Origin of the sequence: Pseudomonas urmiensis (genome assembly GCF_014268815.2) — a bacterium.
GTDB lineage: Bacteria > Pseudomonadota > Gammaproteobacteria > Pseudomonadales > Pseudomonadaceae > Aquipseudomonas > Aquipseudomonas urmiensis.
This window is the reverse complement of sequence record NZ_JABWRE020000001.1, coordinates 1,604,545-1,626,428: the sequence shown is the minus strand read 5'-3', so window position 1 is coordinate 1,626,428 and position 21,884 is coordinate 1,604,545. Positions and strand designations below refer to the sequence as shown.

The window sequence follows — 21,884 nt, the reverse complement described above, 5'->3', positions numbered from 1 at the left end:
AGCCAGGACAACTGCGCGAATACGACAAAGCCGAAAACCGCGGCGGGTTCCTGGCACGATCGATTATTCGCAGGTAAAGTCGGCTCAGCAATTCATTTTGTACGGAACAGTTAGTTTTTGTTCGATTACCGAACAAAAGCGAATTTTGCGAATTGATCGGCGCCCAGCACTGGGCAACCATGAATCGCAGCACAGGCGATCCACCGGCGCTCCCTGCCCTGCCGAACGTTCGGCGGATCCTGTCTTGACCAGCCCAGCGTCACAACATAATAAGTTCAATAAATCGGGTAACGACCTATGCACACCTCCCTCGCCCTGCGATCCGCACCTGCTCGTTCGTCCTCTCTACGCAGACCTCGTTTGCGATCGTGCGCCTTGCGCTGAAACCACTCCCAATACTGATCGCACAGTGCTTCACCGCGGCCTTCGGCCGTGCGCGTGGCACCGTCTGCAGACTTACAAGAACAACGGAGACAACGATGGCTCACTCTAGCTCCCAAGCCAAGAAAGCGACTGCCAGCGGGTGGATAGGCTCGGCTCTCGAGTACTACGACTTCTTCATCTACGCCCAGGCTGCGGCGCTGATTTTCCCGCAGATCTTCTTCCCCTCAGTCGACCCGAAAATGGCCATCATCGCCTCGCTGGCGACCTACGGCGTCGGCTACCTGGCGCGCCCAGTGGGCGCCTTCGTGCTGGGTCACTGGGGTGATACCCGCGGGCGCAAAAACGTCTTGCTGTTGTGCATGTTCCTCATGGGCCTGTCGACCATGGCCGTGGGCCTGCTGCCGACTTACCACGACATTGGCATCCTGGCGCCGATCATCCTGGTGCTGCTGCGCCTGGTGCAGGGCTTTGCCGTCGCTGGAGAAATCTCCGGGGCCAGTTCGATGATCATGGAGCATGCGCCGTTCGGTCGACGTGGCTACTACGCCAGCTACACCCTGCAGGGCGTGCAAGCCGGCCAGGTGATGGCGGCGGCGGTATTCCTGCCACTGGCCTATTTCATGCCTAGCGAAGCCTTCAACGAATGGGGCTGGCGGATTCCGTTCCTGATGAGCGCACTGGTGCTGGTGGCCGGTTTCATCATCCGTAAGGAAGTGCACGAGACCCCCGCATTCGTCCAGGAAGAGAAGCAGGACAAGGTGGCCAAGTCGCCGATCAGCGAAGCCTTCCGCCACAGCTGGAAGCACATGGTGCTGGTGATGTTCATGGCCCTGATGAACGTGATCCCGGTAGTTGCCACCATCTTTGGCGCAGCCTATGCGGTACAGCCGGCCTATGGCATCGGCTTCGACAAGAGCGTGTACCTGTGGATTCCGGTGGTGGGCAATATCGTCGCGGTCTTGGTGATTCCGTTCATTGGCAACCTATCGGACAAGATCGGCCGCCGCCCGACCATGATTGCCGGGTGCCTGGGCTCGGGTCTGCTGGCGTTCGTCTATCTGTATGCGATCAGCATCCAGAACGTGCCATTGGCATTCGCCGCCTCGATCCTGATGTGGGGCATGGTCTACCAGGGTTACAACGCGGTGTTCCCAAGCTTCTACCCAGAGCTGTTCCATACCCGCTACCGGGTATCGGCCATGGCCATTGCGCAGAACGTCGGCACCATGCTCACCGCCATGCTGCCAGCGCTGTTCGCCGCCATCGCGCCACCGGGTTCGGACAACATCTGGCTGGTGGTCGGTAGCCTGGCGTTCTTTATCACCTGCATCTGCGCCTTTGCTGCGTACCTGGCGCCGGAGACCCATCGACTGGCGATGGAGGACCTGGGCAACCCCGAGGCCAAGCCAATGGAGAAAGCCGTATATGAGGCTAGCCGCAAGAGCAGCCTGAACGTAGCAACCCACTAACCGAGTATTGGGGCCGCTTTGCGGCCCCAGCACTTTTAGCCACGAACAACGTCCTGCAAGTTGGCCCACAACCGCTCCACATCCCCCCGCTCGGTCGGCAACGCTCCCACCGACACCCGTACCATCCACTGCCCTTCCAGCGTCGCAGGTGTCACATAAGCCTGCCCCGAAGCATTGAGCCGCTCTGCCCAGGCCCGGGTATGCGCATCCAGTGCCTGCTGCTCCAACCCACTAGGCCGATGGCGAATGCACAGCGTCTGCAATTGCACCGGCGCCAACACTTCCCACTCGGGCGCCTGCTGCACCTGCTCGGCCAGCCAACGGGCATTGTCCAGATCACGGCGCAGGCGCTGCTGCAAGGCCTCGACGCCTTCACTGCGCAGCATGAACCACAGTTTCAAGGCACGGAACCGCCGCCCCAACGGGATACCCCAATCGCGCAGGTTCTTCACTTCACCGTCGACCGCCGATTGCAGGTAGCTCGGGTTGGTGCTCATCACCCGGATCAGGTGCTGCGGATCACGCACGTAGTAGATCGAGCAGTCGAACGCTACACCCAGCCACTTGTGGGCGTTGACCACCACCGAATCGGCCAGCTCGATGCCGTCCCACATCCAGCGGCACTCCGGCAGGATCATTGCCGAGCCGGCCATCGCCGAATCCACGTGCAGCCACAAGCTGTGGGCTTGGGTAATGGCACCAATCGCGGCCAGCGGATCGAGCGCGGTGGTGGTCGTGGTGCCAGTGGTCGCGACTACGGCGCACGGCTGGTTACCGTCGGCAACGTCTTGCTCGATGGCCGCGCTGAGCGCCTCGGGCAGCATGGCGAAGCGCTCGTCGGTGGGGATCAGGCGGATATTCTCGCGACCAAAGCCTGCTAGCAGCGCCGCTTTATCCACCGAGCTGTGCGCATGGGCGCTGACGTAGATGATCAGTGGTTTGGCCTGGGCCTGCAGGCCACCGCGGGTCAGGGCGAAATCGCTGGCGCGCTCGCGGGCGCAGATCAACGCCACCAGGGTGCTGGTCGAGGCAGTGTCCTGGATCACCCCGCTCCACTGGTTCGACAGGCCCAGCAGCTGGCGCAGCCAGTCGAGGGTGGTCTCCTCCAGCTCGCTCAACGCAGGGCTCGATTGCCAGGACAGGCCCAGCACGCCAAGACCGGTGCTGAGGAAGTCGCCGAGTACTGACGACAGGGTGCCGTTGGAGGGGAAGTAGCCATAGAAATCCGGGTGCTGCCAATGCGACAGGCCGGGCATGAGCAGTTGGTTGACGTCATCCAGGATCGCTTCGAACGGCTCGCCCTGTTGCGGCGCCGCGCTCGGCAAAGCGGCCTTGAGGTAGCCGGGCTCGACCTGGGCCATGACTGGGCGTTCGCCAACGGTTTGGCGGTAGTCGGCAATCAGGTCGATCAGTTGGTGGCCATACTGGCGAAATTGTTCCGGGGTCACGCGCGGTCTCCTTGGCAGGCTGAATTAGCGTTGTCAGTGCCGGCCCTATCGCGGGCAAGCCTGCTTCTACAGACATTGCGCACATCCTGTAGCAGCGGGCGTGCCCCGCGATAGGGCCTTCACTGACGCCACACTCAGCCCAGTCTAGGCCCCTGGCCGCACAGCAAGAACCCCACTTCGCGCATAGCTCCTATGGCAAAGGCGCATGCCCGCCCTGTACCCCGAACTGCGACTGACGCCACAACTCGAACACCCGGTTACGTAGCCAGCGGTGCTCGGCCGACGCCTGCAGGCGCTGATGCCAGACCACCCAGTAGCGCTGGGTGTGGTCAACAAAACCCAGCGGCCGCCAGGCCAGTTCATGCAACCGGCACAGCTGCCGGGCAATATGTTCGGGCACGGTGGCCAGTGCCTGGCTGTTGGCGATCACCTGCACGGTGGCGGAAAAGAACGGCACCTCCAGGCTGATCCGCCGCTGCAAGCCTTGGCCACGCAGGTGCCGGTCGATGAAGCTGTCCTTGTCACCGCCGCCGGAAATGCGCACATGCTTGAAGCTCAGGTAAGCGTCTTGATCGAGCACCTGCTGCGCCGCCAGTGGATGGTCGTGACGCATCAGGCACACCGCCCGGTCTTCGCCCAACAGGCGCCCATGCAGGTTGGCCGGCGACTCGTCGAACAAGGTCGTCGCCAGGTCGATCTCACCACTGGCGAGCAAGGCGTATTGCCCGGCCTGCCAGGTCCGGTACTCCAGCGACACGCCCGGCGCCTCGCGCTCCAGCGCCGCCACCAGCAGCGGCAGCATGTGCTCGGCGACGTAGTCCGAGGCGGCCAGGCAGAAGCGCCGCTCGCAGCGGGCCGGGTCGAAAGTGACCGGCTGGCGCAAGGCGTTGAGCTCTTCAAGCACCTGGCGCAGTGGCTCGACCAGTGCCTGGGCGTATTCGCTGAGCACGTAACCACGCCCCTGGCGTACCAGCAGGGGGTCATCGAAGGCTTCGCGCAGATGGGCGAGTTGGCGGCTCAGGGCCGATTGGCTACAGCCCAGGCGCTCGGCGGCGTGGCTGAGGTTTTTCAGCTGCAGCAGGCAATCGAGGGTGCGCAGGTGGGCCAGGCTGAGGGAGGCGAAGGTGGGGTTCATGAAGCAGCTCTGGGCGGTGTTCGCAAAAGTTCAATCGCGGGATAAGCCCGCTCCTACTGTAGGAGCGGGCTTGTCCCGCGATTGGGCCGCAACGCGGACCCGAGCACAGATCAGTCAGTCAGGCCGACATAGACGTTCTGCACGTCTTCGTTCTCGTCGATCGCCGCCAGGAACGCTTCGACCTCTTCCAGCGCCTCAGCACTCAGGCTAGCGGCGCTGACCGGGTTCTTCGGCGTGTAGCCGATCTTCGCCGAGGTCACGGTGAAGCCTTGCTCAGGCAGGGCCTTTTGCACGGCATCCAGGTCGGTGGTGTCGGTGATGAACAGGGTCGAGCCCTCTTCTTCGCCTTCCTCGAAGTCCTGGGCACCGGCTTCGATAGCGGCCATTTCCGGATCCGAATCAGGGTTGACCGGGGTCGCCTCGATCAGGCCGACATGGTTGAAGTCCCAGGCCACCGAACCGCTGGCACCCAACTGGCCTTTACGGAACAGCACGCGGATCTGGGCAACGGTGCGGTTGACGTTGTCGGTCAGGCACTCGACGATCAGCGGCACCTGATGCGGGGCAAAGCCTTCGTAGGTGACTGCGGTGTACTGCACCGCATCGCCATCCAGGCCTGCACCCTTGCGAATGGCCCGTTCCAGGGTCTCGCGGGTCATCGAGGCTTTCTTGGCCTGCTCCACTGCCAGGCGCAGGCGCGGGTTCATGTCTGGATCAGCGCCCGACTTGGCCGCGATCTGAATTTCCTTGGCCAGCTTGCCCATGATCTTGCCTTTGGCGTTGGCTGCGGCTTCTTTATGTTTGGCTTTCCACTGTGCGCCCATGTCGACTCTCTTTGTTTCAGGCGGCCGGTTCAGGAAGCGACCGGCCAAAGTGGGTGCAGTTTATACGCCCTCGCAGCGATGGGCGACAAGAGCTTGTTGTGCCAGCGCCATCAGGCTTTATCAGCCTTACCCGCCGCTGCGGCAAATCGCGCCAGGCGCACATCCAGATGGCGCGGGCGCAGGCCACGGTCCTCGGCGCGCTCTTTGCGGCGGATGGCGTTTCGCACCATCAGCGAGCCCAGGTAGCGGATGGGTTCGGGCGGGAACAAACCCAGCGGCCCCTTGACCAGCGGTGAGCGGGTCCACGGGTTGTCCAGCCCCAACGCCAGCGACGACAAGATCTGCCCGCCCATGTGACAGGGGCCAACGCCGCTGCCGGAGTAGCCAAAGCCATAAAACACGTTGCCTTGCCCATCCAACCGGCCAAAGAACGGCAAGCCGGTCACCGAGCGATCCGACGGCCCGTTCCAGCTGGCCGCCAGTGGCACCTCGGCCAGGGCCGGGAAGAACTCGCTGAGGCTTTCGCGCAGCAATGGCAGGTAAGGCGACGGCTGGTCGAACACCGGCAGCATGCGCCCGCCATAGGCGAAGGTATTGCCACCCTTGCCAAGCATCAGCCGGCCATCGCTGGTGTTGTGGTAGTAGTGCACGAAAATCCGCGAATCGAGCACGCTGATCCCGCTGTCCAGGCCAATGTCACGCAACAGTTCAGGACACGGCTCGGTGATTACCATGTCGCTGGAAACAATCGCCACGCTGCGCTCGAACTGAGCAAATGCCCGGGCCATCCAGGCGTTCATGCCTAGCACTACCCGGTCGGCCTTGATCGTCCCGCGCTGGGTGCGCACCTGCACCGGTGCGCCATGTTCCAGGCCAGTCATGGCGGTACCTTCAAATATCCGCACACCGCGCTGCAGCGCGACCCGGCGCAAGCCGCGCACCAAGCGCCCCGGCTGAACGGTGGCCGCGGCTGGCGAGTACCAGCCCTCCAGGTGACGCGTCGAGCCAGCCAAGCGCTGCACCTGCTCCACTGCCAGGCGCTGGAACGAGTTGATGCCCTGCTGCGTCAGCGCAGCGATCACCGCATCGGTGCTGCCCATCTGCGCCAGGTTGCTGGCGGTGTAGAGGGTGCCGTCCATGCGGAAGTCGCACTGGATGCCATTGGCCGCGCAATACTCGCCGATGGCGGCGATACTGCGCTCGGACTCCTGCACCAGGCGCACCGCCTCGGCCGTGCCGAACAACCGCGCCAGGGTGAAGTACTTGGCCGACCAGGACAGCGCGCAGCCGCCATTGCGACCACTGGCGCCGGCGCCGCAGATGTCGGCCTCGATCAGCAGCACATCCAGTTGCGGCGCCTGCTCCTTGATCATCAGCGCAGTCCACAGCCCGGTATAACCGCCGCCGACAATGCACACATCGCAACGCTGATCGCCTGTCAGCGGCGGACACAGCGCCTCGCTTTCCTGCTCCAGGGCCTGTTGCAGCCAGAACGGTCTCATCTACTCGCTTTCCTTTAAGTACGCAGTGGCTTGATCGCCATGCTGGTATTGGGTGCCACGTCGCTGGCCTGTTCGGCGCTGGCCGGGCGGCTGTTCCAGTGCGGCAGCAGGACCAGGGCGGAGAACAATGCGCAGCCGGCGAAGACAATGAACACCGTGACGCTGTCGAAATACCCCGGCAGCAGACCGCCGAGCACCGCCCCGACCGAGCCGCAGCCATTGACGAAACCTGCGGCGGTGGCGCCGGCCTTGGCGCTGCCAAAATCGATGGCGGCGGCGCCGCTGATCATCGAGTCTGGCCCATACAGGGTCAGGCCCATGACGAACAGCAAGGCCACCACCAACACCACGCTGCCACTGGTCATCGCCGCCATGAACGCCGCCAGGGTGATAGTCAGCAGCAACAGGCTGATCACGCAGGCCGGCATGCGCCGGGCGCCGAACAGTTTGTCCGAGGCCAGGCCGATCATGATCGGCCCCAGCAACCCGGCCAGCTCAAAGGCGGTGGGAATGATCGCCGCGCCGACCTTGCCCACCGACGGCATCTGTTCGAAGACGATCACCGGCCCCCAGAGCAAAATGGCGTAGCGCGCAGGCTTCAACAAAAAGTACGCCAGGCCCAGGGTCAGCACGGTGCGGTTGCGCAGGATCTCGCGCAGCGGCGCCCACACGCTGCACAGGTTCGAGCCCGGCGACATGCTTTGCGGCTCTGGCTCCACCGCAGGCAAGCCGACATCCTCAGGTTTGTTGCGCTGGAAGATGAAGAACAGCAGCGCCACTGCAGCCACCACTGCGGCACTGGAGAAGAACGCCGCATGCCAGCTACCAACCAGGGTATACGCCCACCAACCGGCGAATGGCGAGGCCACCAGGCCGCCGAAGGCGTAGCACGAGCTCCACAGCCCGAGCACCCGGCCGCGCTGGGAAGACGGGAAGAAACTACCGATGTTCTTGCACAGCCCCGCCCAGCCGGTGGACTGCGCCAGGCCTTGGATCAGCATGCAGGTGGCGAAGATCGGGAAGGTCGCGTAGCTGCCCATCACCACCGCCGCCGCCGCCGAAATCAGCAGCCCGCCGAGCACCACCACGCGCGGGCCGAAGCGGTCGGCGAGCATGCCCCAGGTGAACTGCCCCACCGCGTAGGCGGCCAGGTAGATTGCGTCGAGGTTGGCCATCGCGGCCTTGTCGAGCATGAAGCTTGGGTCTTCACCAATGCCAAGCTTGGCCACCGAGAAGGCCTTGCGGGTGAAGTAGAAGGCGGCGTAGGCCAGCCAGGTAATGGCGAAAATCTGGACACGCCAGCGTTTGATCGCCGCTAGGGATTGATTCATGTGAGTCTGACCTCTTGCTCAAGTGTGCCGGCAGAATGTGAAAAAACGCCTGTCTTGTTGTTGTGTTGCGCACTGCATGACGGTGGCCCGTCATGGGTCAGATGGCGCAGCAGTCTGGCGTGACCGCGTGCTGCCATGGCCGCTCAGGGCTGCTTATGGCAGCGCCTTGAGGTTGAAGGGTATGGAAACAGGTGCTGACTGATAACAAAAATCGATTTATCGTATTTCACACATAAGCTCAGCTTGTTACTGGAGGCGGTATGTCGGTTTCCCAGGCTCAACTCAAGGCCTTTCACGCAGTCGCCGAGCACGGCAGCTTTACCCGCGCTGCGGAAAAACTGTTCCTGACCCAACCGGCGGTCTCCGATCAAGTGCGTAAACTGGAGGAGCGCTTCGGCGTGCTGCTGTTTCACCGCAACAAGCGTTCGGTACAACTGACTGACCTGGGCGAACGTTTGCTGGGCGTGACGCAACGGTTGTTCGCCTGCGAGGCCGAGGCGGTCGAGTTGCTGCAGGACTCTCGCGCCCTTCACACCGGCAGCCTGGTGCTGGCGGTGGATGCACCTGTGCACGTGCTGCCGCAGATTGCTCGTTTCTGCCAGCGTTATCCGGGGATCCAGGTAAAGATCGAGACGGGTAACACTGACGAATCCCTGGCCCGATTGTTCAGCTACCAGGCCGATCTCGCCCTGCTCGGTCGCGATGTCGACGACGAGCGCTTGTACTGCGTGCCGATGCGCCGCGACCCGATGGTGGCGTTCGTTTCGCACAACCATCCGTGGGCCAGCCGTGGCGCGATCAACCTGGCTGACCTGGATGACACACCGCTGGTGCTACGCGAGCCCGGCTCGGTGACTCGCCAGACGCTGGAAGAGGAAATGCAGCGAGCAGGCTTGCGTATCCGCCCGGCGATCCAGGTAGAAGGCCGCGAGGCAGCGCGCGAGGCGGTGGTGGTGGGGATTGGCGTGGGCGTGGTTTCGGCGGCGGAGTTTGGCGCGGATGCTCGGGTGTGCGCGTTGCCGATCATAGATTGTCAGCGGCATCTGACCGAAACGCTGGTGTGCTTGAGTGAACAGCGTACGCGGCGGGTGGTGGCGACTTTCCTGCAGATGGTTCAGGAAGATTTGTGATGGCCCACCGGCCCCTTCGCGGCGGTTCGGCGCCCCGACAAGCCCGCGAAGAGGCATGACTGACCCAACACTGCCCGCTGCCACAACACCAACCCCTGTGACAGCGGGCTTGCCCGCAAACAGGCCATGACTGCCCCAACACAGCCCGCTGCCACAACGCCAATCCCTGTGGGAGCGGGCTTGCCCGCGAAGAGGCCGGTACAGGCGCTCTAGCAAACAGCCTATGCTAGGGATCCACTCGCCCACCAAGACCCCATATCATGCTCTATCGCTTAAGCGCTGACACCTTGGTCCTGCTGCATCTTGCCTTCATTCTGCTGGTGTTGTTCGGCGGCCTGCTGGTGCTCAAATGGCGCGCTGCCCTGCTGATCCACCTGCCCGCCGTAGCCTGGGGCCTGGCCGTGGAATGTCTGCACCTGGAATGCCCACTGACCGACTGGGAAAACCGCATGCGCGCCGCCGCAGGCGACGCCGGCTACCAGGGCGGCTTCATCGAGCACTACATCTGGCCACTGATCTACCCCGCCGGACTGACACCGCAAATTCAGATCGGCCTCGGCCTGATCGTCCTGCTGCTCAACCTCGGCGTGTACGGCTACGTGATCTGGCGCTGGCGCCGCTAGCGGGTAGCGACCACGAACAAACGCGGGAACGCCAGCAGCACCTTGCCATCGGTCGCTGGCGGATAGTCCTTTTGCATGGCCTGTAGGTACAACTGCAAGAAGTCCTTCTGTTCAGCCTCGTCCAACCGCGCCAGGTACGGACGCAAGGCCGAGCCCTTGAACCACTCCACCACCGCTTCTGCACCGCCTGCCAGCGGATGGTGATAGGTGGTGCGCCAGACATCCACCCGCGCGCACAGCGGGCTCAGCAAGTCGTAGTAGAAGCCGGCGTTGTGCCGCGGCGGCAGCGCGAAGTCGGCGAACTTGTCCGCCCACGGGCCACGGCTGGCGATCTCGCGCAACTGGCGATGGGCCGGTTCGTCGAGGTTGTCCGGGGTCTGCACGGCCAAGCTGCCACCTTGGCTTAGCTGCTCGATCAGGTGCGGATAGAGCGTGCCGTGGCTTGGCACCCACTGCAACGATGCGTTGGCGAGAATCAGCTCTTGAGGTTTGTGGGCAGTCCAACTGGCGATGTCGCCGATCTCGCAGCGCACTCGCGGCACGCCCAGGCGTGGGCGCTCCTTGGCCTTGGCGATCATGTCTGGATCACTGTCCAGCGCCAGGACCTGGGCATCGGGGTAGCGCTGCAACAACACTTCGGTGGAATTGCCCGGCCCGCAGCCCAAATCAGTGGCATGGTGAACCGAACAAGGAGGGACTGCGGCCAGCAAGTCGCGCACGGCGCGGGTACGTTCGTCTTCGAACAGGGAATATTGGTTGGCGGACCAGGCCATGGCGAACTCCTTAGGCGGACAATGCGTCTAGCATAAGCCATATACGCCCGCTTCGCGGGGCAGCCCACGTTAGCCCTGCCTCCTAGCCGACTGCGTGGGAGCGGGCTTGCCCCGCGATCAGGCCGGAACTGCCAGCGCCGCTCTCAGGTCATTGCAAAAAATAACCAGGATCACCGCCCACCATGATCAGCAAGCAACGCCTAGCCCTGCCCCTGGCCATCCTCGCCCTGATCGGCGCCGCCGCCCTGCTCGGCTCGCCATGGATGAACCAACCCTTCGAACTGGCCGACCTGCGTACCAGCAACGACCAGCAACTGACCCGCCAGCTGGAAGATGGCAGCCTGTTGCACCTGGCAGCGGACAGCGCGGTAGACGTCGAATTCGACCCGGTGCAACGCCGCGTGACACTGTTGCAAGGCAGCCTGTCACTGCACGTTTCTGCGACCGATAGCCGACCTTTCATGCTCGTCACCGAGCACGGCACCCTCGCCACCCAAGACGCTAACCTGAAGCTTGAGCGCGATGCCAAGCGTTCACACATCACCCTGCTCAACGGAAGCGCCGAACTCGACAGCGCTGGCCAACGCCTGCACCTGAACGCCGGCCAGCAACTGCGCTTCGACCAGGCAGGCCCTGAACACCCTCACAATTAGCGCCCACAAACAAACGCGGCCGGCCCCTTGCGGGAACCGGCCGACGTCAACCAACGAGTCGCTTAGTGCTTGTTGGCGGTGCGCATCTGATGCACCACACCCATCGCCACCACCACCGCAGCGGCGATACCGGTGGAGATCACCAGGATCTGGTAGTCAGGCATGAACGCCATGGTCACCAAGGCGGCAACGATGAAGGCGATCACCAGGTAGGTCAGCCACGGGAACAGCCACATCTGCAGGCGGATCTCCTTGCCTTCGGCCATCAGCTTGCGGCGCATGCGCAGCTGCGAGAAGGCAATCACCAGGTACACCAGCAAGGCGATCATGCCGGTGGTGTTCATCAGCGTTTCCAGCACGTCTTTCGGACGCAGGGTCTCGCTGAAGTTGATCAGCGCACAGACGACCGCCACTGCGCACGAGCCAATGATGGCAAAGACCGGCACACCGGTACCGGCGCGGGTAATCTTGAAGAACGACGGCGCATCGCCACGCTGGGCCAGGGAGAACAGCATGCGCGAGGCCGTGTAGTGACCGGAGATCAGGCAACTGCTCACCGAGGTCAGCACCACGAAGTTCATCAGCAGCTCAGCGTAAGGCACGCCCAGCAGCTCCAGGGTCCGGCGGTAGGCGCCATAACCCGACTCGCCCAGGTGCGGGTCGTTCCAGGGTACCAGGCAGACGATCAGGAAGATCGAACCTACGTAGAACAGGCACACACGCCATACCACCGAGTTGGTGGCCTTGACGATCTGCCCGGCTGGGTCCTTGGACTCGGAGGCGGCGATGGTGACGATTTCCGCACCGAGGAAGGCGAACATCACCCCCAGCAACGCACCAATCACCGTGGTGATGCCATTGGGCATGAAGCCTTCGGCGGTCAGGTGGCTCATGCCGCGCACTTCACCGAACTGCCAGATGTTCAGCACTGCCGCGCCGCAGACGATCAGGAAGCAGACGATCGCGATCACCTTGATCAAGGCGAACCAGAACTCGAACTCACCGTAGTGCTTGACGTTGAAGAAGTTGACCGTGATCAGCACCAAGGTGGTGGCCAGGACGAACACGTTGACACTCACACTCGGGAAGAAACCATGCAGGATCTTGCCCGCCACATAAGCTTCCCAGGCCATCAGGATGACCCAGTACCACCAATACAACCAGCCGATGGTGAAACCTGCCCAGCGACCAATGGCGCGGTCGGCATAGGTCGAGAACGAGCCGGTGTCCGGCGAGGACGTCGCCATCTCGCCGAGCATGCGCATGATCAGTACCACCAGGATGCCGCCGGCCAGATAGGCCAGGACAGCGGCGGGACCGGCGCTGTGGATCACGCTGCCGGAGCCGACGAACAGTGCGCCGCCGATAACCCCGGCGATCGACATCATCGTCAGGTGGCGCGACTTGAGCGAAGCATTGAGCTTGCTCTCCGGCGCCACTTTGGCGGATGCGGTGGATGTGGATGTTGCGTCCATCAGTTGTGTACCCCGTGCTTCTTTTTATCCAAGGAAATCCGTGAAACCCCGATGGCTAGCGGTTTCACCTGTACATCAGTGCTAATGCGGGCAGGAGGTGTGCACACGGCACACGCAGGCCATCCATGGCGGCCTGCTTACGCGTTCGAGGGCTGGCCCCCGGACGAACTGAACCGGTTGATCACGCGTGCGCAAGCCGAACGGCGGCCAGACTCCAGCCCATTCGACTTGGCAAAAAGATGATGCGAGGCGGGCCTCGACGAAAAAGCAGCAAAATTATGATTGTTCATGACGCTGGTGTGCCTGCACTGCAAAAGGTGTCTGGCGATCTCAGACACCTAATGTAAAAATGTCGGACACAGAGAGCCATGCACAGTGGCATGAAAGTCGCACTGCACTGTACAGGCCGTCGATGCAATACACCCGCGACACCCTGCAGGCGCTTGGCGTTATGCACACCTGAAGGCAGCCCAATGCTCGTACTACATCCAGACTCCTCCACCCCGCTGGTCAACCAGATCATCGACGGGTTACGCGAGCTGATCGACAACCAGACCCTCAAGCCCGGCGCCAAGGTCCCGTCTATCCGCGCCTTTGCCGCGACCTACTCGGTGAGCACCTTTACCGTGGTCGAAGCCTATGACCGTCTGGTCGCCCAAGGGCTGCTGGTCAGCCGCGGCAACGCGGGGTTCTTCGTCAATCGCGCAGCAGGCGAGTTGCTGGATAGTCAGAATCAGGAAACCGACACCACTCGACCCTCGTTCAACTCCGAGTGGTACCTGCAACAGATCTTCGAAACCCGCCAATTGCCGTTCAAGCCCGGTTGCGGCTGGCTGCCCAACGACTGGATGTACGAAGACGGCCTGCGCCGCGGCATGCGCCAGGTCGCCGGCAGCCCCCTGGAGTTGTCCGGCTACGGCGACCCGATGGGCCTGCCGGAGCTGCGCGCACTGACCGCGCAGAACCTGCAACAGGAACTGTCGATCGTCGCCAACCCGGCGCAACTGATGCTCACCCATGGCGCCAGCCAGGCGCTGGACCTGGCCGTGCGCACCCTGGTGCGCCCAGGTGACGTGGTGCTGGTGGACGACCCCGGCTACCCCAACCTGATGAGCATCCTGCGCTTTCAGGGCGCAACCCTGATCGGCGTGCCGCGAACCCCGGCCGGCTACGACCTCGACCAGCTCGAACGACTGCTGGCGCATCACCGCCCAACCGCCTTCTTCACCCAGCCGCACCTGCACAGCCCGACCTGCTCGCGCACCCCATTGCCACAGCTGCACCGCCTGTTGCAGTTGTCTTCCCAGCACGGTTTCCGCCTGGTGGAAAACAACCTGTACGCCGACATGGTCGCCGAACCGCAGCCCTGCCTGGCCAGCCTCGATCACCTGCAACAGGTGGTCTACGTGGGCAGTTACTCGAAAAGCATCTCGCCCAATGTGCGGGTCGGCTACCTGGTCGCCAACCCCGAGCTGATGCAGCAGTTGCTGCACCTGAAGATGCGCTCGGGCCTGACCACCTCGCAGGTGATGGAGCGCGTGGTCTATGCCGCGATCATCGACGGGCGCTGGCGCAAGCACCTCAAGCGCCTGCGCCAGCGCCTGGCCGAGGCGCACCAGGAAGTTGGCCGGCATCTGCACCGGCTGGGCTTTGAGTTGTTCATCGAGTCCGATGAAGGCATGTACGTCTGGACCCGCCACCCGGCCCTGCCCGACAGCGCCGCGCTGCTGGACGATGCCCTGGAGCAAGGCATCATGCTCGGGCCTGGGCAGCTATTCATGGTCGATGCCCAGGCGACCGGCTGGATGCGCTTCAACGTGGCGTTCAGTACCGATCCGGCGATGTGGGAGTTGCTGGAGAAGGTGCTGGTCAAGCATGTGCGCCGAGGCAGTGTCTGACATTACTCGCGAATCAGTCATAAGCGCTGCCCGGAATCGTCCTTCGAGATCTTCAGACCCCATCTGACATCTAACGCGGCAGCTCGCCTTTAAATTCCTCTGAGCAATATCCCAGACAACGTTCAAGTGCGAATTACGTGCCTTTGCATGCCTGCGCACTTACCAGTCTAGAGAATCAGAGGACGATTCATGACCGATCATAAACCCATCAACCTTGATAACACCTATGTCACCGGAGAGCCCGACCCTCCGCCCATCGAACGTTCCGGCGGCACTGGCGTAGGATATGGATTTCATACAGATCCAGAACACTCAATCGCAACGATCAGGTCTATCGACAAGGCGGCTAACCGTCTCATTAACTCGCTGGATACCAAGCTCAAAGCAGAGCAGGCTCAGAAATCCAAAACCTTAGCGAAGACCACACAGGCGCAAGTAGATAGTTTAGCAGCGAGTGCACTATCTCCAAATTCGAGTACTACAGAGCGACTAACTCGACAAATCACCGTAATCAGTCAATTGATCAGTCGCCATACCGTTGAACTGCAAACGCTCAATACTCAGGTAAAAAAATATTTCAAAAGCGATCCGCTAACCATGAAAAAGTCCTACATTGTTGGGGCTTATGGGACGCGTCTAACTCGCACTTTCCGTAATGTGGTACTCAATGATGCCGCGTTTACAGCTGCCTACCAAGCAGCCTATCAAGCGCAGTCTGTAAGCCACAAGATTACTTGGCTGCAAGATCGCAAACGAACTACAGAACTGGCACATGCCAAGGCCGAGGCCGCGCGCATTGCCGCTGAAAAAGCCAAGGCCGAGGCCGCGCGCATCGCTCAAGAAGCTCTCGTAAACGCGCAGGCGATCCAAGCGGCCAACACCTTCCGTGCCTCTGGGGCAGTTGCCGTCAATGCCCCTCTGCTGGTGACTGCAGCAGGCGTGGTAACCAGCACCTTGAGCACCCTCTCACTCAAGGCCGCAATCGACGCCGCGATTGTTGCAATGAGCGAATTCGCAGGTGCGGTGGCCAGCGGGCTAGGTGTAGGTATTGCCGCACTGTTGTACTCACCTCGCTTGGGAAACGGTGAGCTACCTGCTCGCTTTGCCTTTCAAGTGCCTCTCTCCACGCTACCTGTAGGTCCCGGTGTAGATCTGCACTCAGTTGCAAAAACTGCCGGCGCGGTCGACATGCCTTTCCGATTGACCTCGCGAACCGAAGCGGACGCGAACTCGGAAATAATCCTGGTTAAAACAGAGGGTCAGACCACTCCCTCCAAAGTACGGGTGATAGCGGCCACCTACGATGCACAGCAAAAGACCTACAGCGCCACCACCGCCGATACCCCACCTCGCACGTTGATATGGACACCCGCTGTAACGCCTGACAACAGCTCGACGGCACTCCCTGCGGAGCAGCAACAGCCACCGATTTACAAAGGGGCCAGTCTCGTCCTTGGCGAGGGACGCATTGATGTTTACCCAGAAGTTTCCGAAGCGAGCTTCGAAGACTACATCATTGTCTTCCCCGTCGATTCGGGAATGCCGCCCATCTATGTGCTGTTCCGAGATCGGCGGGACGATCCTGGAGTCATGACTGGACATGGTCAACCCGATGCGCAGGTCTGGCTGTCGGACGCCAACCGAGGGCAGGGCGCCGCTATCCCATCGCGGATTGCCGATAAATTGCGGGGCCGGCGTTTCGCCAACTGGGACCGAGCGCGAAAGGCAATATGGCTCGCAGTGAGCGAAGATCCAATACTACTAAGCCAGTTCAATAGAGGTAATCAAATCAGGCTCCGAGCGGGACGCTCTCCGAGAGCGCTGCGCTCTGAGCAAATCGGTGGCCGAAAAGTATTTGAAATTCATCATTTGACACCCATCGGCACTGGTGGAGACGTTTACAATAATGATAATTTAAAAATAACCACACCAAAGCTCCACATTCAAATCCACCGCACAAAAGGAGCCAACCTATGAATCTAAAAATAACGCTTCAGGAGTATTCCGAGTCGGAGTTCCTCGAATACTTGAACGAATTCTTTAACAACCCAAATAACTTAAAGGATGAGGAATTCGAAGTATACTTCGACAGATTGACCGAGCACTTCGACACCATCGTGGAACACCCTGAAAAAAGCGACCTAATCTATTACCCCGCCCCAGGTATTGAAGACAGTCCCGAGGGTGTTATATCCGTGATAAAAACCTGGCTACGCGAGAACGGCAAGCCTGGTTTCAGAGAAGAGCCATAATGGCTAAACCTATGATCGGGCAATGTAGGAGTGGCGTAAGTTGGTTCTGGTAACGCCTGGGCGCCTGGGCAGATTGTAATTTTTTCAGTATCGACGTCATCGCGGGGCAAGCCCGCTCCTACAGGTCCTGCGCGATCCTTGTAGGAGCAGGCTTGCCCCGCGATGAGACCGCCATTAGCAGCGCAAATTAGCGCCAATCTTGCTTGTCAGCGAAGAACGCCTGCGCATTCGCTTCCAGGCTCTCCAGGTGATAGCCCCCCTCCTGCACGATCAGGCACGGCAGCCGCAGCGCACGGATACGCTCGCCCAATGCGGCGAACCCTTCACGGGTCACGGCCACCTTGCTCTGCGGGTCGAGTTCATAGATATCGAAGCCTAGCGACAGCACCAGCACCTCGGCAGCAAAGTCCTTCACTGCATCCAGGGCAATCTCCAGCTGGCTCATGAAGTCCGCTTCACTGGCTCCGTGCGGCATTGGCAGGTTGAGGTTGTAGCCCTCCCCTGCACCGGCGCCGCGTTCATCGGCAAAGCCGGCCACGCCTGGGTAGAAGTTGGTGGGGTCGCCATGGGTGGAGACGTACAGCACATCATTGCGCGCGTAGAAGATCTCCTGAATACCTTGGCCGTGGTGCATGTCGGTATCGACAATCGCCACACGGCTGTAGCGGCTGCGCAGCACCTGCGCAGCGACGGCGGCGTTGTTCACGTAGCAGAAACCGCCCGCGGCATCAAAGCGGGCGTGATGCCCCGGTGGACGGCACAGGGCATAGGCCGCTGGCTCGCCGTCGAGCAGGGCCTGGGCCGCTGCTACCGCGCTTTGCGCCGACCAGTAGGCCGAGCGCCAGGTGTGCTCGCCGACCGGGCAGCTGCCGTCGGCCAGATAACGGCCGGCCTGGGCGAGGATGCCGCGCAGGGCGTTGGGCTCGCGAACGAAGATGTTCGACATGACTTCATCGCCCCAATCCTCGGGCACCTCTTTCCAGCGCGCATGAGCTTCTTCAAGAAACGCCAGATAAGCCGTGCCATGCACCGCTTGCAACGGCGCCAGGCCGGCATCTGCAGGTTGGCGGATGTCGAAACCCAGGTCCTTGGCTGCCTGCAACAGGCGCTGGGCGCGCTCGGGGACTTCCTGCGGGGTGCGCATGGCGCCGCGTGAGTAGTAGCTGCGCGGATGGTGCAGCAGTTGCTCGGGATGGAAATAGCAGCGCATCAGAACTCTCCTGGTTCGACTTGACCGGCGCGGGCCAGCACGGCGTTGAGCAGTACATCGACGCCTTGGCGGGCATCGTCGGGCAATACATCTTCGGCTTCGTTGTGGCTCAGGCCGCCCACGCAAGGAATGAACACCATCGCCGTGGGGCAATAACGGGCCAGCAGGATGGCGTCATGGCCTGCGCCGCTAACAATGGATTGTTGGGCATAGCCCAGACCATCGACCGCGTGCTGTACCGCTGCCACACAGGCGCCGTCGAACGGCGTGGCGGGGCTCACCCAGTGGCGCTCGATACGCACGTTCAGGCCGCGCTGTGCGGCGATGGCCTGTAGCTGCTGGCCAAGGCTGCGCTCCATGGCTTCGATGGCTTCATCGCGGTGATGACGCAAATCGACGGTGAACTTGACCACGCCGGGAATGGTGTTGCGCGAGGACTTGGCAATGGCCAGCTCACCCACCGTGGTCAGGCCTTCAGGGGCGAAGTCGGCCGCCAGTTGCTCGACCACCTGAATCATTCGTGCGGCGCCATAGAGGGCATCTTTGCGCAGCTTCATCGGCGTGGTGCCGGCATGTGCGGCCATGCCCTCGACGGTGACATCGAGCCAGCGAATGGCCTGGCCGCCGCTGACCACGCCGATGCTCTTGGCGTTGTCTTCAAGGATCGGCCCCTGTTCGATATGCGCCTCGAAATAGGCATCGACCGCGCCGCCCAGCGGGCGTTGGCCGGCGTAGCCGGTGCGCTGCAGTTCGTCGGCGACGCTGATGCCATTGGCATCGCGAATGGCCAGGGCTTGCTCCAGTGCCAGGGTGCCGGTGAACACCGCCGAGCCGAACATCGCCGGGGTGAAGCGCGCGCCTTCCTCGTTGGTCCAGACTGCGATCTCCAAAGGCTTGTGGGTGCGGATGCCGAGGTCATTGAGGCGGCGCACCACCTCAAGCCCGGCCAGCACGCCGTAGACGCCATCGAAGCGGCCGCCTTCAGGTTGGGTATCCAGGTGGCTGCCCATCATCACCGGCGCGGCCTCGGGGTCGCTACCAGGGCGGCGGGCGAACAGGTTGCCGATGGCGTCCACCGACAGGCTCAGGCCCGCCTCGCGGCACCAGGCCTGGAACAGCTCGCGGCCAGCCTTGTCTTCGTCGCTCAAGGCCAGGCGGCAGCTACCACCACGGGCGGTGGCGCCGACTTCGGCCATGGCCATCAGGCTCGCCCACAGGCGCTCGCCGTTGCTTTTCAACATGTGCGGTTACTCCAGCAATCCAGGGGGTGGGTCAGGCCAGCTCAAGCTGCTGGCTGCGGCTGTATTGGCGGGCAAGGGCCAGCACACAGACCAGGGAAATTGTCGCGATCAGGGTGTAGAACACCGCCATCGGCCACCACTGGCCGGTGAAGCTGTGCGCCAGCCAAGTGCCGATCAGCGGGGTCAGGCCACCGGCGATAGCGCCGCAGACCTGATAAGCCATGGAGATCGCGGTGTAGCGCACGCGGGTCTCGAACATGCCACTGACGTAGCCGGCAATCACTGCGTAGAACGAGGCCATGCACGCCGCCGCCAAGGCGATACCGAGCACGATCAACGGCCCCTGGCCGGTGCTGACCAGCACGAACATCGGATACGGCGAGGCCATCGCCAGCAAGGCGACCAGGGCCAGGAATCGGGTAGCGCCGATCTTCTCCGACAGCCACGCTGCCAGCGGCTGGACACAGAACTGGATGACCGCAACGAAGAACAGGCATTCCAGGATCAGCGAGCGCTCCAGGTGCAGTTGCTGGGTGGTGTAGCTGATCATGAAGGTGTTGGTGAAATACACCCCGGCAATCCCCAGGGTATTGGCGCCAATGCACAGCAGCAGAGGCCGCCACGCGGTACGCAGCACTTCCAGCACTGGCGCCTGCTCCTTGCGGCGCGACTTCTCGGCCTGTTCGCGGCTGGCGAGAAACTCTGGCGACTCGTTCACCCCCAGGCGGATCGCCAGGCCAACCAGCAGCAGCAAGGCACTGGCCAGGAACGGCACGCGCCAGCCCCAGCTCATCAGTTCTTCTTCGGGCAAGCGGGTAACCGCGCCAAACGCCAGCAGCGAGAGGATCAAGCCCGCCGGGCTGCCCAGCTGGGCGAACGAGGCGAAGAACGTACGCCGGCCCTTGGGCGCATGCTCGCCGGCCATCAGCACCGCACCGCCCCACTCGCCTCCAACGGCGATGCCTTGGATCACCCGCAGCACAATCAGCAGCACTGGTGCGGCGGCGCCGATTTGCGCGTAGGTTGGCAGCAGGCCAATGCCCACGGTGACCACGCCCATCATCAGCAGGGTAATGACCAGGGATTTCTTGCGACCGATGCGGTCGCCGATATGGCCGAAGACGATGCCGCCCAAGGGTCTGGCGAAGAAGCCCACGGCGAAGGTGCCAAAGGCGGCCATGGTGCTGAACAGGCTGTTGTCGGAGGGGAAGAACAAGGCGCCGAACACCAGTGCGGCGGCGGTGGCGTAGATGTAGAAGTCGTACCACTCGATCATGGTGCCGATAAACGCGGCGGCCGCGGCCCGGCGCGGTTGGGGCGAAGCGGAAGGCTTCATGGGTCAGGCTCCTTTGCTTGTTTTTTTGGCAGGAGTAAGGGGTCACGGGGCGCTCTGGGGGCGCTTGGATGGCGGCTCTATCGCGGGGCAAGCCCGCTCCCACGCTGATCAGACTATTCAGGCATGGGAGCCGGCTTGCCCAGCAATGACGGGCACTGGCCTTGACGTGATTTTTCGGCCGGGGGCTATGATTAGTCAATTTTCTATTTATTATTCGAACTATAACGCCCATTTATTATCGCGAGCCCGCCATGTCTGACCGCCTGCTCAACGATCGCCTCGACTGGAACCTGCTGCGCACCTTCCGGGTGATCGGCCAGGAGCTGTCCATCAGCCGCGCCGCCGCGCGCCTGCACCTGACCCAGCCGGCCGTCAGCCAGGCGCTCAAGCGCCTTGAAGAGCAGCTCGGTCGCCAGCTGATCGCCCGCCGCGGGCCGCGCTTCGTGCTGACGGAAATGGGCGAGCAGCTGTTCCAGTTGGCTGGCGAGGTGTATGGGCAGATGTCGCAGATCGGCGGCCTGCTCGAGCAGCCGGCCGATGAGTTGGTCGGCAAGGTACGGCTCTTGATGATCAGCCGAATCTGCTCGGAGCGCTTCGATGATTTTCTCGCAGGCTTTCATCGCCAGCATCCACGGGTGGACCTGGAGATCGACGTGATGCGCAGCTCGGACATCGTCGCCGCCCTGCAAGAGAAAACCGCCACCGCAGGCTTGAGCCTCAATCGCCGGCCGCAACCACGCCTGGAGCAGCGCTTGTTCCTGCGTCAGCGCTATGCCTTTTTCTGCGGCAAGCACCACGGCTTGTTCGGCAAGCAGGAAGGCGATCTGCAGCGGGAGAATTTCGTCAGTTTCACCAGCGACCAGATTGGCGGCATGCTCTCGCCGTTGACCATTTTTCGTGATCAGCAGGGGTTCAGCGGACGCATCGTGGCGTCATCGCCGAGCCTTGAGGAAGTGCGCCGGCTGGTGATTGCCGGGTTTGGCATTGGCTGTTTACCCGAGCACGTGGTGGCGCCTGATGTGCAGGCTGGATTGCTCTGGCGATTGCCGCCGCATGAGGGGATTGCGGATGTCGATATTCACCTGCTGTGGAATCGCGAGCAGCGTTTGAGTCGGGCGGAGCGGGTGTTTATCGAGGCATTGCAGGGGTGCCTGCAGGTGCAGTGATGCCTTCAGATCCTGGGGCCGCTGTGCAGCCCCA

At 62.3% G+C, this 21,884-nt stretch carries 18 protein-coding genes; 8 read left to right on the top strand and 10 right to left on the bottom strand.

All coding sequences use genetic code 11. The features are described 5' to 3' along the window. The first annotated feature begins 479 nt into the window (after positions 1 to 479). Positions 480 to 1,853 (top strand): MFS transporter, encoded by a 1,374-nt coding sequence (locus HU737_RS07180; protein ID WP_186553573.1) that lies wholly within the window; start codon positions 480 to 482, stop codon positions 1,851 to 1,853. A 35-nt stretch (positions 1,854 to 1,888) separates the two neighbouring features. Here the strand turns inward: HU737_RS07180 and HU737_RS07175 are convergent, their stop codons facing one another. The 5 genes from HU737_RS07175 to HU737_RS07155 form a co-directional block, all read right to left on the bottom strand. Beyond that, positions 1,889 to 3,301, bottom strand: coding sequence for a DOPA decarboxylase (locus tag HU737_RS07175; protein WP_186553574.1), 1,413 nt, complete (start codon positions 3,299 to 3,301; stop codon positions 1,889 to 1,891). Between the two features lie 190 nt (positions 3,302 to 3,491). Then, positions 3,492 to 4,436 carry a LysR family transcriptional regulator gene (locus HU737_RS07170; RefSeq protein ID WP_186553575.1) on the bottom strand — a complete coding sequence of 315 codons (945 nt, stop codon included), beginning with the start codon at positions 4,434 to 4,436 and terminating at the stop codon, positions 3,492 to 3,494. 110 nt (positions 4,437 to 4,546) lie between these two features. Then, positions 4,547 to 5,260, bottom strand: coding sequence for a YebC/PmpR family DNA-binding transcriptional regulator (locus HU737_RS07165; protein WP_186553576.1), 714 nt, complete (start codon positions 5,258 to 5,260; stop codon positions 4,547 to 4,549). 110 nt (positions 5,261 to 5,370) lie between these two features. Then, positions 5,371 to 6,762, bottom strand: coding sequence for an FAD-dependent oxidoreductase (locus HU737_RS07160; RefSeq protein ID WP_186553577.1), 1,392 nt, complete (start codon positions 6,760 to 6,762; stop codon positions 5,371 to 5,373). Between the two features lie 14 nt (positions 6,763 to 6,776). Continuing rightward, a complete protein-coding gene (locus HU737_RS07155; RefSeq protein WP_186553578.1) occupies positions 6,777 to 8,093 on the bottom strand; it encodes an MFS transporter in 1,317 nt (438 codons plus the stop codon). Between the two features lie 260 nt (positions 8,094 to 8,353). Here HU737_RS07155 and HU737_RS07150 point away from each other — a divergent pair, with 260 nt between their 5' ends. Together HU737_RS07150 and HU737_RS07145 are read left to right on the top strand one after the other, a co-directional pair. After that, complete coding sequence (locus HU737_RS07150) at positions 8,354 to 9,223, top strand: LysR substrate-binding domain-containing protein (RefSeq protein WP_186553579.1); 870 nt, start codon at positions 8,354 to 8,356, stop codon at positions 9,221 to 9,223. Between the two features lie 260 nt (positions 9,224 to 9,483). Then, the gene (locus tag HU737_RS07145; RefSeq protein ID WP_186553580.1) at positions 9,484 to 9,846 is read left to right on the top strand and encodes a DUF2784 domain-containing protein; all 363 of its coding nucleotides are present in this window, start codon (positions 9,484 to 9,486) and stop codon (positions 9,844 to 9,846) included. Here the strand turns inward: HU737_RS07145 and tam are convergent. Continuing rightward, positions 9,843 to 10,619, bottom strand: coding sequence for a trans-aconitate 2-methyltransferase (gene tam, locus HU737_RS07140; RefSeq protein WP_186553581.1), 777 nt, complete (start codon positions 10,617 to 10,619; stop codon positions 9,843 to 9,845). The two genes, HU737_RS07145 and tam, sit on opposite strands and share 4 nt — an antisense overlap. 182 nt (positions 10,620 to 10,801) lie before the next feature. Here tam and HU737_RS07135 point away from each other — a divergent pair, with 182 nt between their 5' ends. Continuing rightward, positions 10,802 to 11,272, top strand: a complete 471-nt coding sequence (locus HU737_RS07135; protein WP_186553582.1) for a FecR domain-containing protein — start codon at positions 10,802 to 10,804, stop codon at positions 11,270 to 11,272. A 62-nt stretch (positions 11,273 to 11,334) separates the two neighbouring features. Here HU737_RS07135 and HU737_RS07130 read toward each other — a convergent pair whose 3' ends face one another. Further along, on the bottom strand, positions 11,335 to 12,747 hold the full coding sequence (locus tag HU737_RS07130) for an amino acid permease (RefSeq protein WP_186553583.1): 1,413 nt from the start codon (positions 12,745 to 12,747) through the stop codon (positions 11,335 to 11,337). A 473-nt stretch (positions 12,748 to 13,220) separates the two neighbouring features. On the opposite strand from HU737_RS07130, the gene HU737_RS07125 reads away from it, so the two are divergent. From HU737_RS07125 to HU737_RS07115, 3 genes are all read left to right on the top strand, one after another. Beyond that, positions 13,221 to 14,645, top strand: coding sequence for an aminotransferase-like domain-containing protein (locus HU737_RS07125; protein WP_186553584.1), 1,425 nt, complete (start codon positions 13,221 to 13,223; stop codon positions 14,643 to 14,645). A gap of 189 nt (positions 14,646 to 14,834) precedes the next feature. Continuing rightward, a complete protein-coding gene (locus HU737_RS07120; protein ID WP_186553585.1) occupies positions 14,835 to 16,622 on the top strand; it encodes an S-type pyocin domain-containing protein in 1,788 nt (595 codons plus the stop codon). Beyond that, positions 16,619 to 16,897 carry a bacteriocin immunity protein gene (locus HU737_RS07115; protein WP_186553586.1) on the top strand — a complete coding sequence of 93 codons (279 nt, stop codon included), beginning with the start codon at positions 16,619 to 16,621 and terminating at the stop codon, positions 16,895 to 16,897. The genes HU737_RS07120 and HU737_RS07115 overlap by 4 nt, the downstream gene beginning before the upstream one ends. Positions 16,898 to 17,084: 187 nt before the next feature. Here the strand turns inward: HU737_RS07115 and HU737_RS07110 are convergent, their stop codons facing one another. From HU737_RS07110 to HU737_RS07100, 3 genes are read right to left on the bottom strand one after another with little or no spacing between them, the layout of a single operon-like run. After that, on the bottom strand, positions 17,085 to 18,107 hold the full coding sequence (locus HU737_RS07110; RefSeq protein WP_186553587.1) for a histone deacetylase family protein: 1,023 nt from the start codon (positions 18,105 to 18,107) through the stop codon (positions 17,085 to 17,087). Continuing rightward, a complete protein-coding gene (locus HU737_RS07105) occupies positions 18,107 to 19,348 on the bottom strand; it encodes a Zn-dependent hydrolase (protein ID WP_186553588.1) in 1,242 nt (413 codons plus the stop codon). Before HU737_RS07105 ends, HU737_RS07110 begins: the two co-directional genes overlap by 1 nt. A 31-nt stretch (positions 19,349 to 19,379) precedes the next feature. After that, the gene (locus HU737_RS07100) at positions 19,380 to 20,684 is read right to left on the bottom strand and encodes an MFS transporter (protein WP_186553589.1); all 1,305 of its coding nucleotides are present in this window, start codon (positions 20,682 to 20,684) and stop codon (positions 19,380 to 19,382) included. Positions 20,685 to 20,935: 251 nt separating this feature from the next. Between HU737_RS07100 and HU737_RS07095 the strand changes: the two genes are divergently transcribed. Further along, positions 20,936 to 21,850, top strand: a complete 915-nt coding sequence (locus HU737_RS07095; protein ID WP_186553590.1) for a LysR family transcriptional regulator — start codon at positions 20,936 to 20,938, stop codon at positions 21,848 to 21,850. Positions 21,851 to 21,884: the final 34 nt, after the last annotated feature.

What these genes read in the sequence shown, in the direction of transcription:
- HU737_RS07135 (WP_186553582.1), top strand. Translation starts at nt 10,802, where the DNA reads ATGATCAGCAAGCAACGCCTAGCCCTGCCCCTGGCCATCCTCGCCCTG.
- HU737_RS07150 (WP_186553579.1), top strand. Translation starts at nt 8,354, where the DNA reads ATGTCGGTTTCCCAGGCTCAACTCAAGGCCTTTCACGCAGTCGCCGAG.
- HU737_RS07100 (WP_186553589.1), bottom strand. Translation starts at nt 20,684, where the DNA reads ATGAAGCCTTCCGCTTCGCCCCAACCGCGCCGGGCCGCGGCCGCCGCG.
- HU737_RS07110 (WP_186553587.1), bottom strand. Translation starts at nt 18,107, where the DNA reads ATGCGCTGCTATTTCCATCCCGAGCAACTGCTGCACCATCCGCGCAGC.
- HU737_RS07130 (WP_186553583.1), bottom strand. Translation starts at nt 12,747, where the DNA reads ATGGACGCAACATCCACATCCACCGCATCCGCCAAAGTGGCGCCGGAG.
- HU737_RS07155 (WP_186553578.1), bottom strand. Translation starts at nt 8,093, where the DNA reads ATGAATCAATCCCTAGCGGCGATCAAACGCTGGCGTGTCCAGATTTTC.
- HU737_RS07120 (WP_186553585.1), top strand. Translation starts at nt 14,835, where the DNA reads ATGACCGATCATAAACCCATCAACCTTGATAACACCTATGTCACCGGA.
- HU737_RS07095 (WP_186553590.1), top strand. Translation starts at nt 20,936, where the DNA reads ATGTCTGACCGCCTGCTCAACGATCGCCTCGACTGGAACCTGCTGCGC.
- tam (WP_186553581.1), bottom strand. Translation starts at nt 10,619, where the DNA reads ATGGCCTGGTCCGCCAACCAATATTCCCTGTTCGAAGACGAACGTACC.
- HU737_RS07165 (WP_186553576.1), bottom strand. Translation starts at nt 5,260, where the DNA reads ATGGGCGCACAGTGGAAAGCCAAACATAAAGAAGCCGCAGCCAACGCC.
- HU737_RS07170 (WP_186553575.1), bottom strand. Translation starts at nt 4,436, where the DNA reads ATGAACCCCACCTTCGCCTCCCTCAGCCTGGCCCACCTGCGCACCCTC.
- HU737_RS07125 (WP_186553584.1), top strand. Translation starts at nt 13,221, where the DNA reads ATGCTCGTACTACATCCAGACTCCTCCACCCCGCTGGTCAACCAGATC.
- HU737_RS07115 (WP_186553586.1), top strand. Translation starts at nt 16,619, where the DNA reads ATGAATCTAAAAATAACGCTTCAGGAGTATTCCGAGTCGGAGTTCCTC.
- HU737_RS07160 (WP_186553577.1), bottom strand. Translation starts at nt 6,762, where the DNA reads ATGAGACCGTTCTGGCTGCAACAGGCCCTGGAGCAGGAAAGCGAGGCG.
- HU737_RS07180 (WP_186553573.1), top strand. Translation starts at nt 480, where the DNA reads ATGGCTCACTCTAGCTCCCAAGCCAAGAAAGCGACTGCCAGCGGGTGG.
- HU737_RS07145 (WP_186553580.1), top strand. Translation starts at nt 9,484, where the DNA reads ATGCTCTATCGCTTAAGCGCTGACACCTTGGTCCTGCTGCATCTTGCC.
- HU737_RS07105 (WP_186553588.1), bottom strand. Translation starts at nt 19,348, where the DNA reads ATGTTGAAAAGCAACGGCGAGCGCCTGTGGGCGAGCCTGATGGCCATG.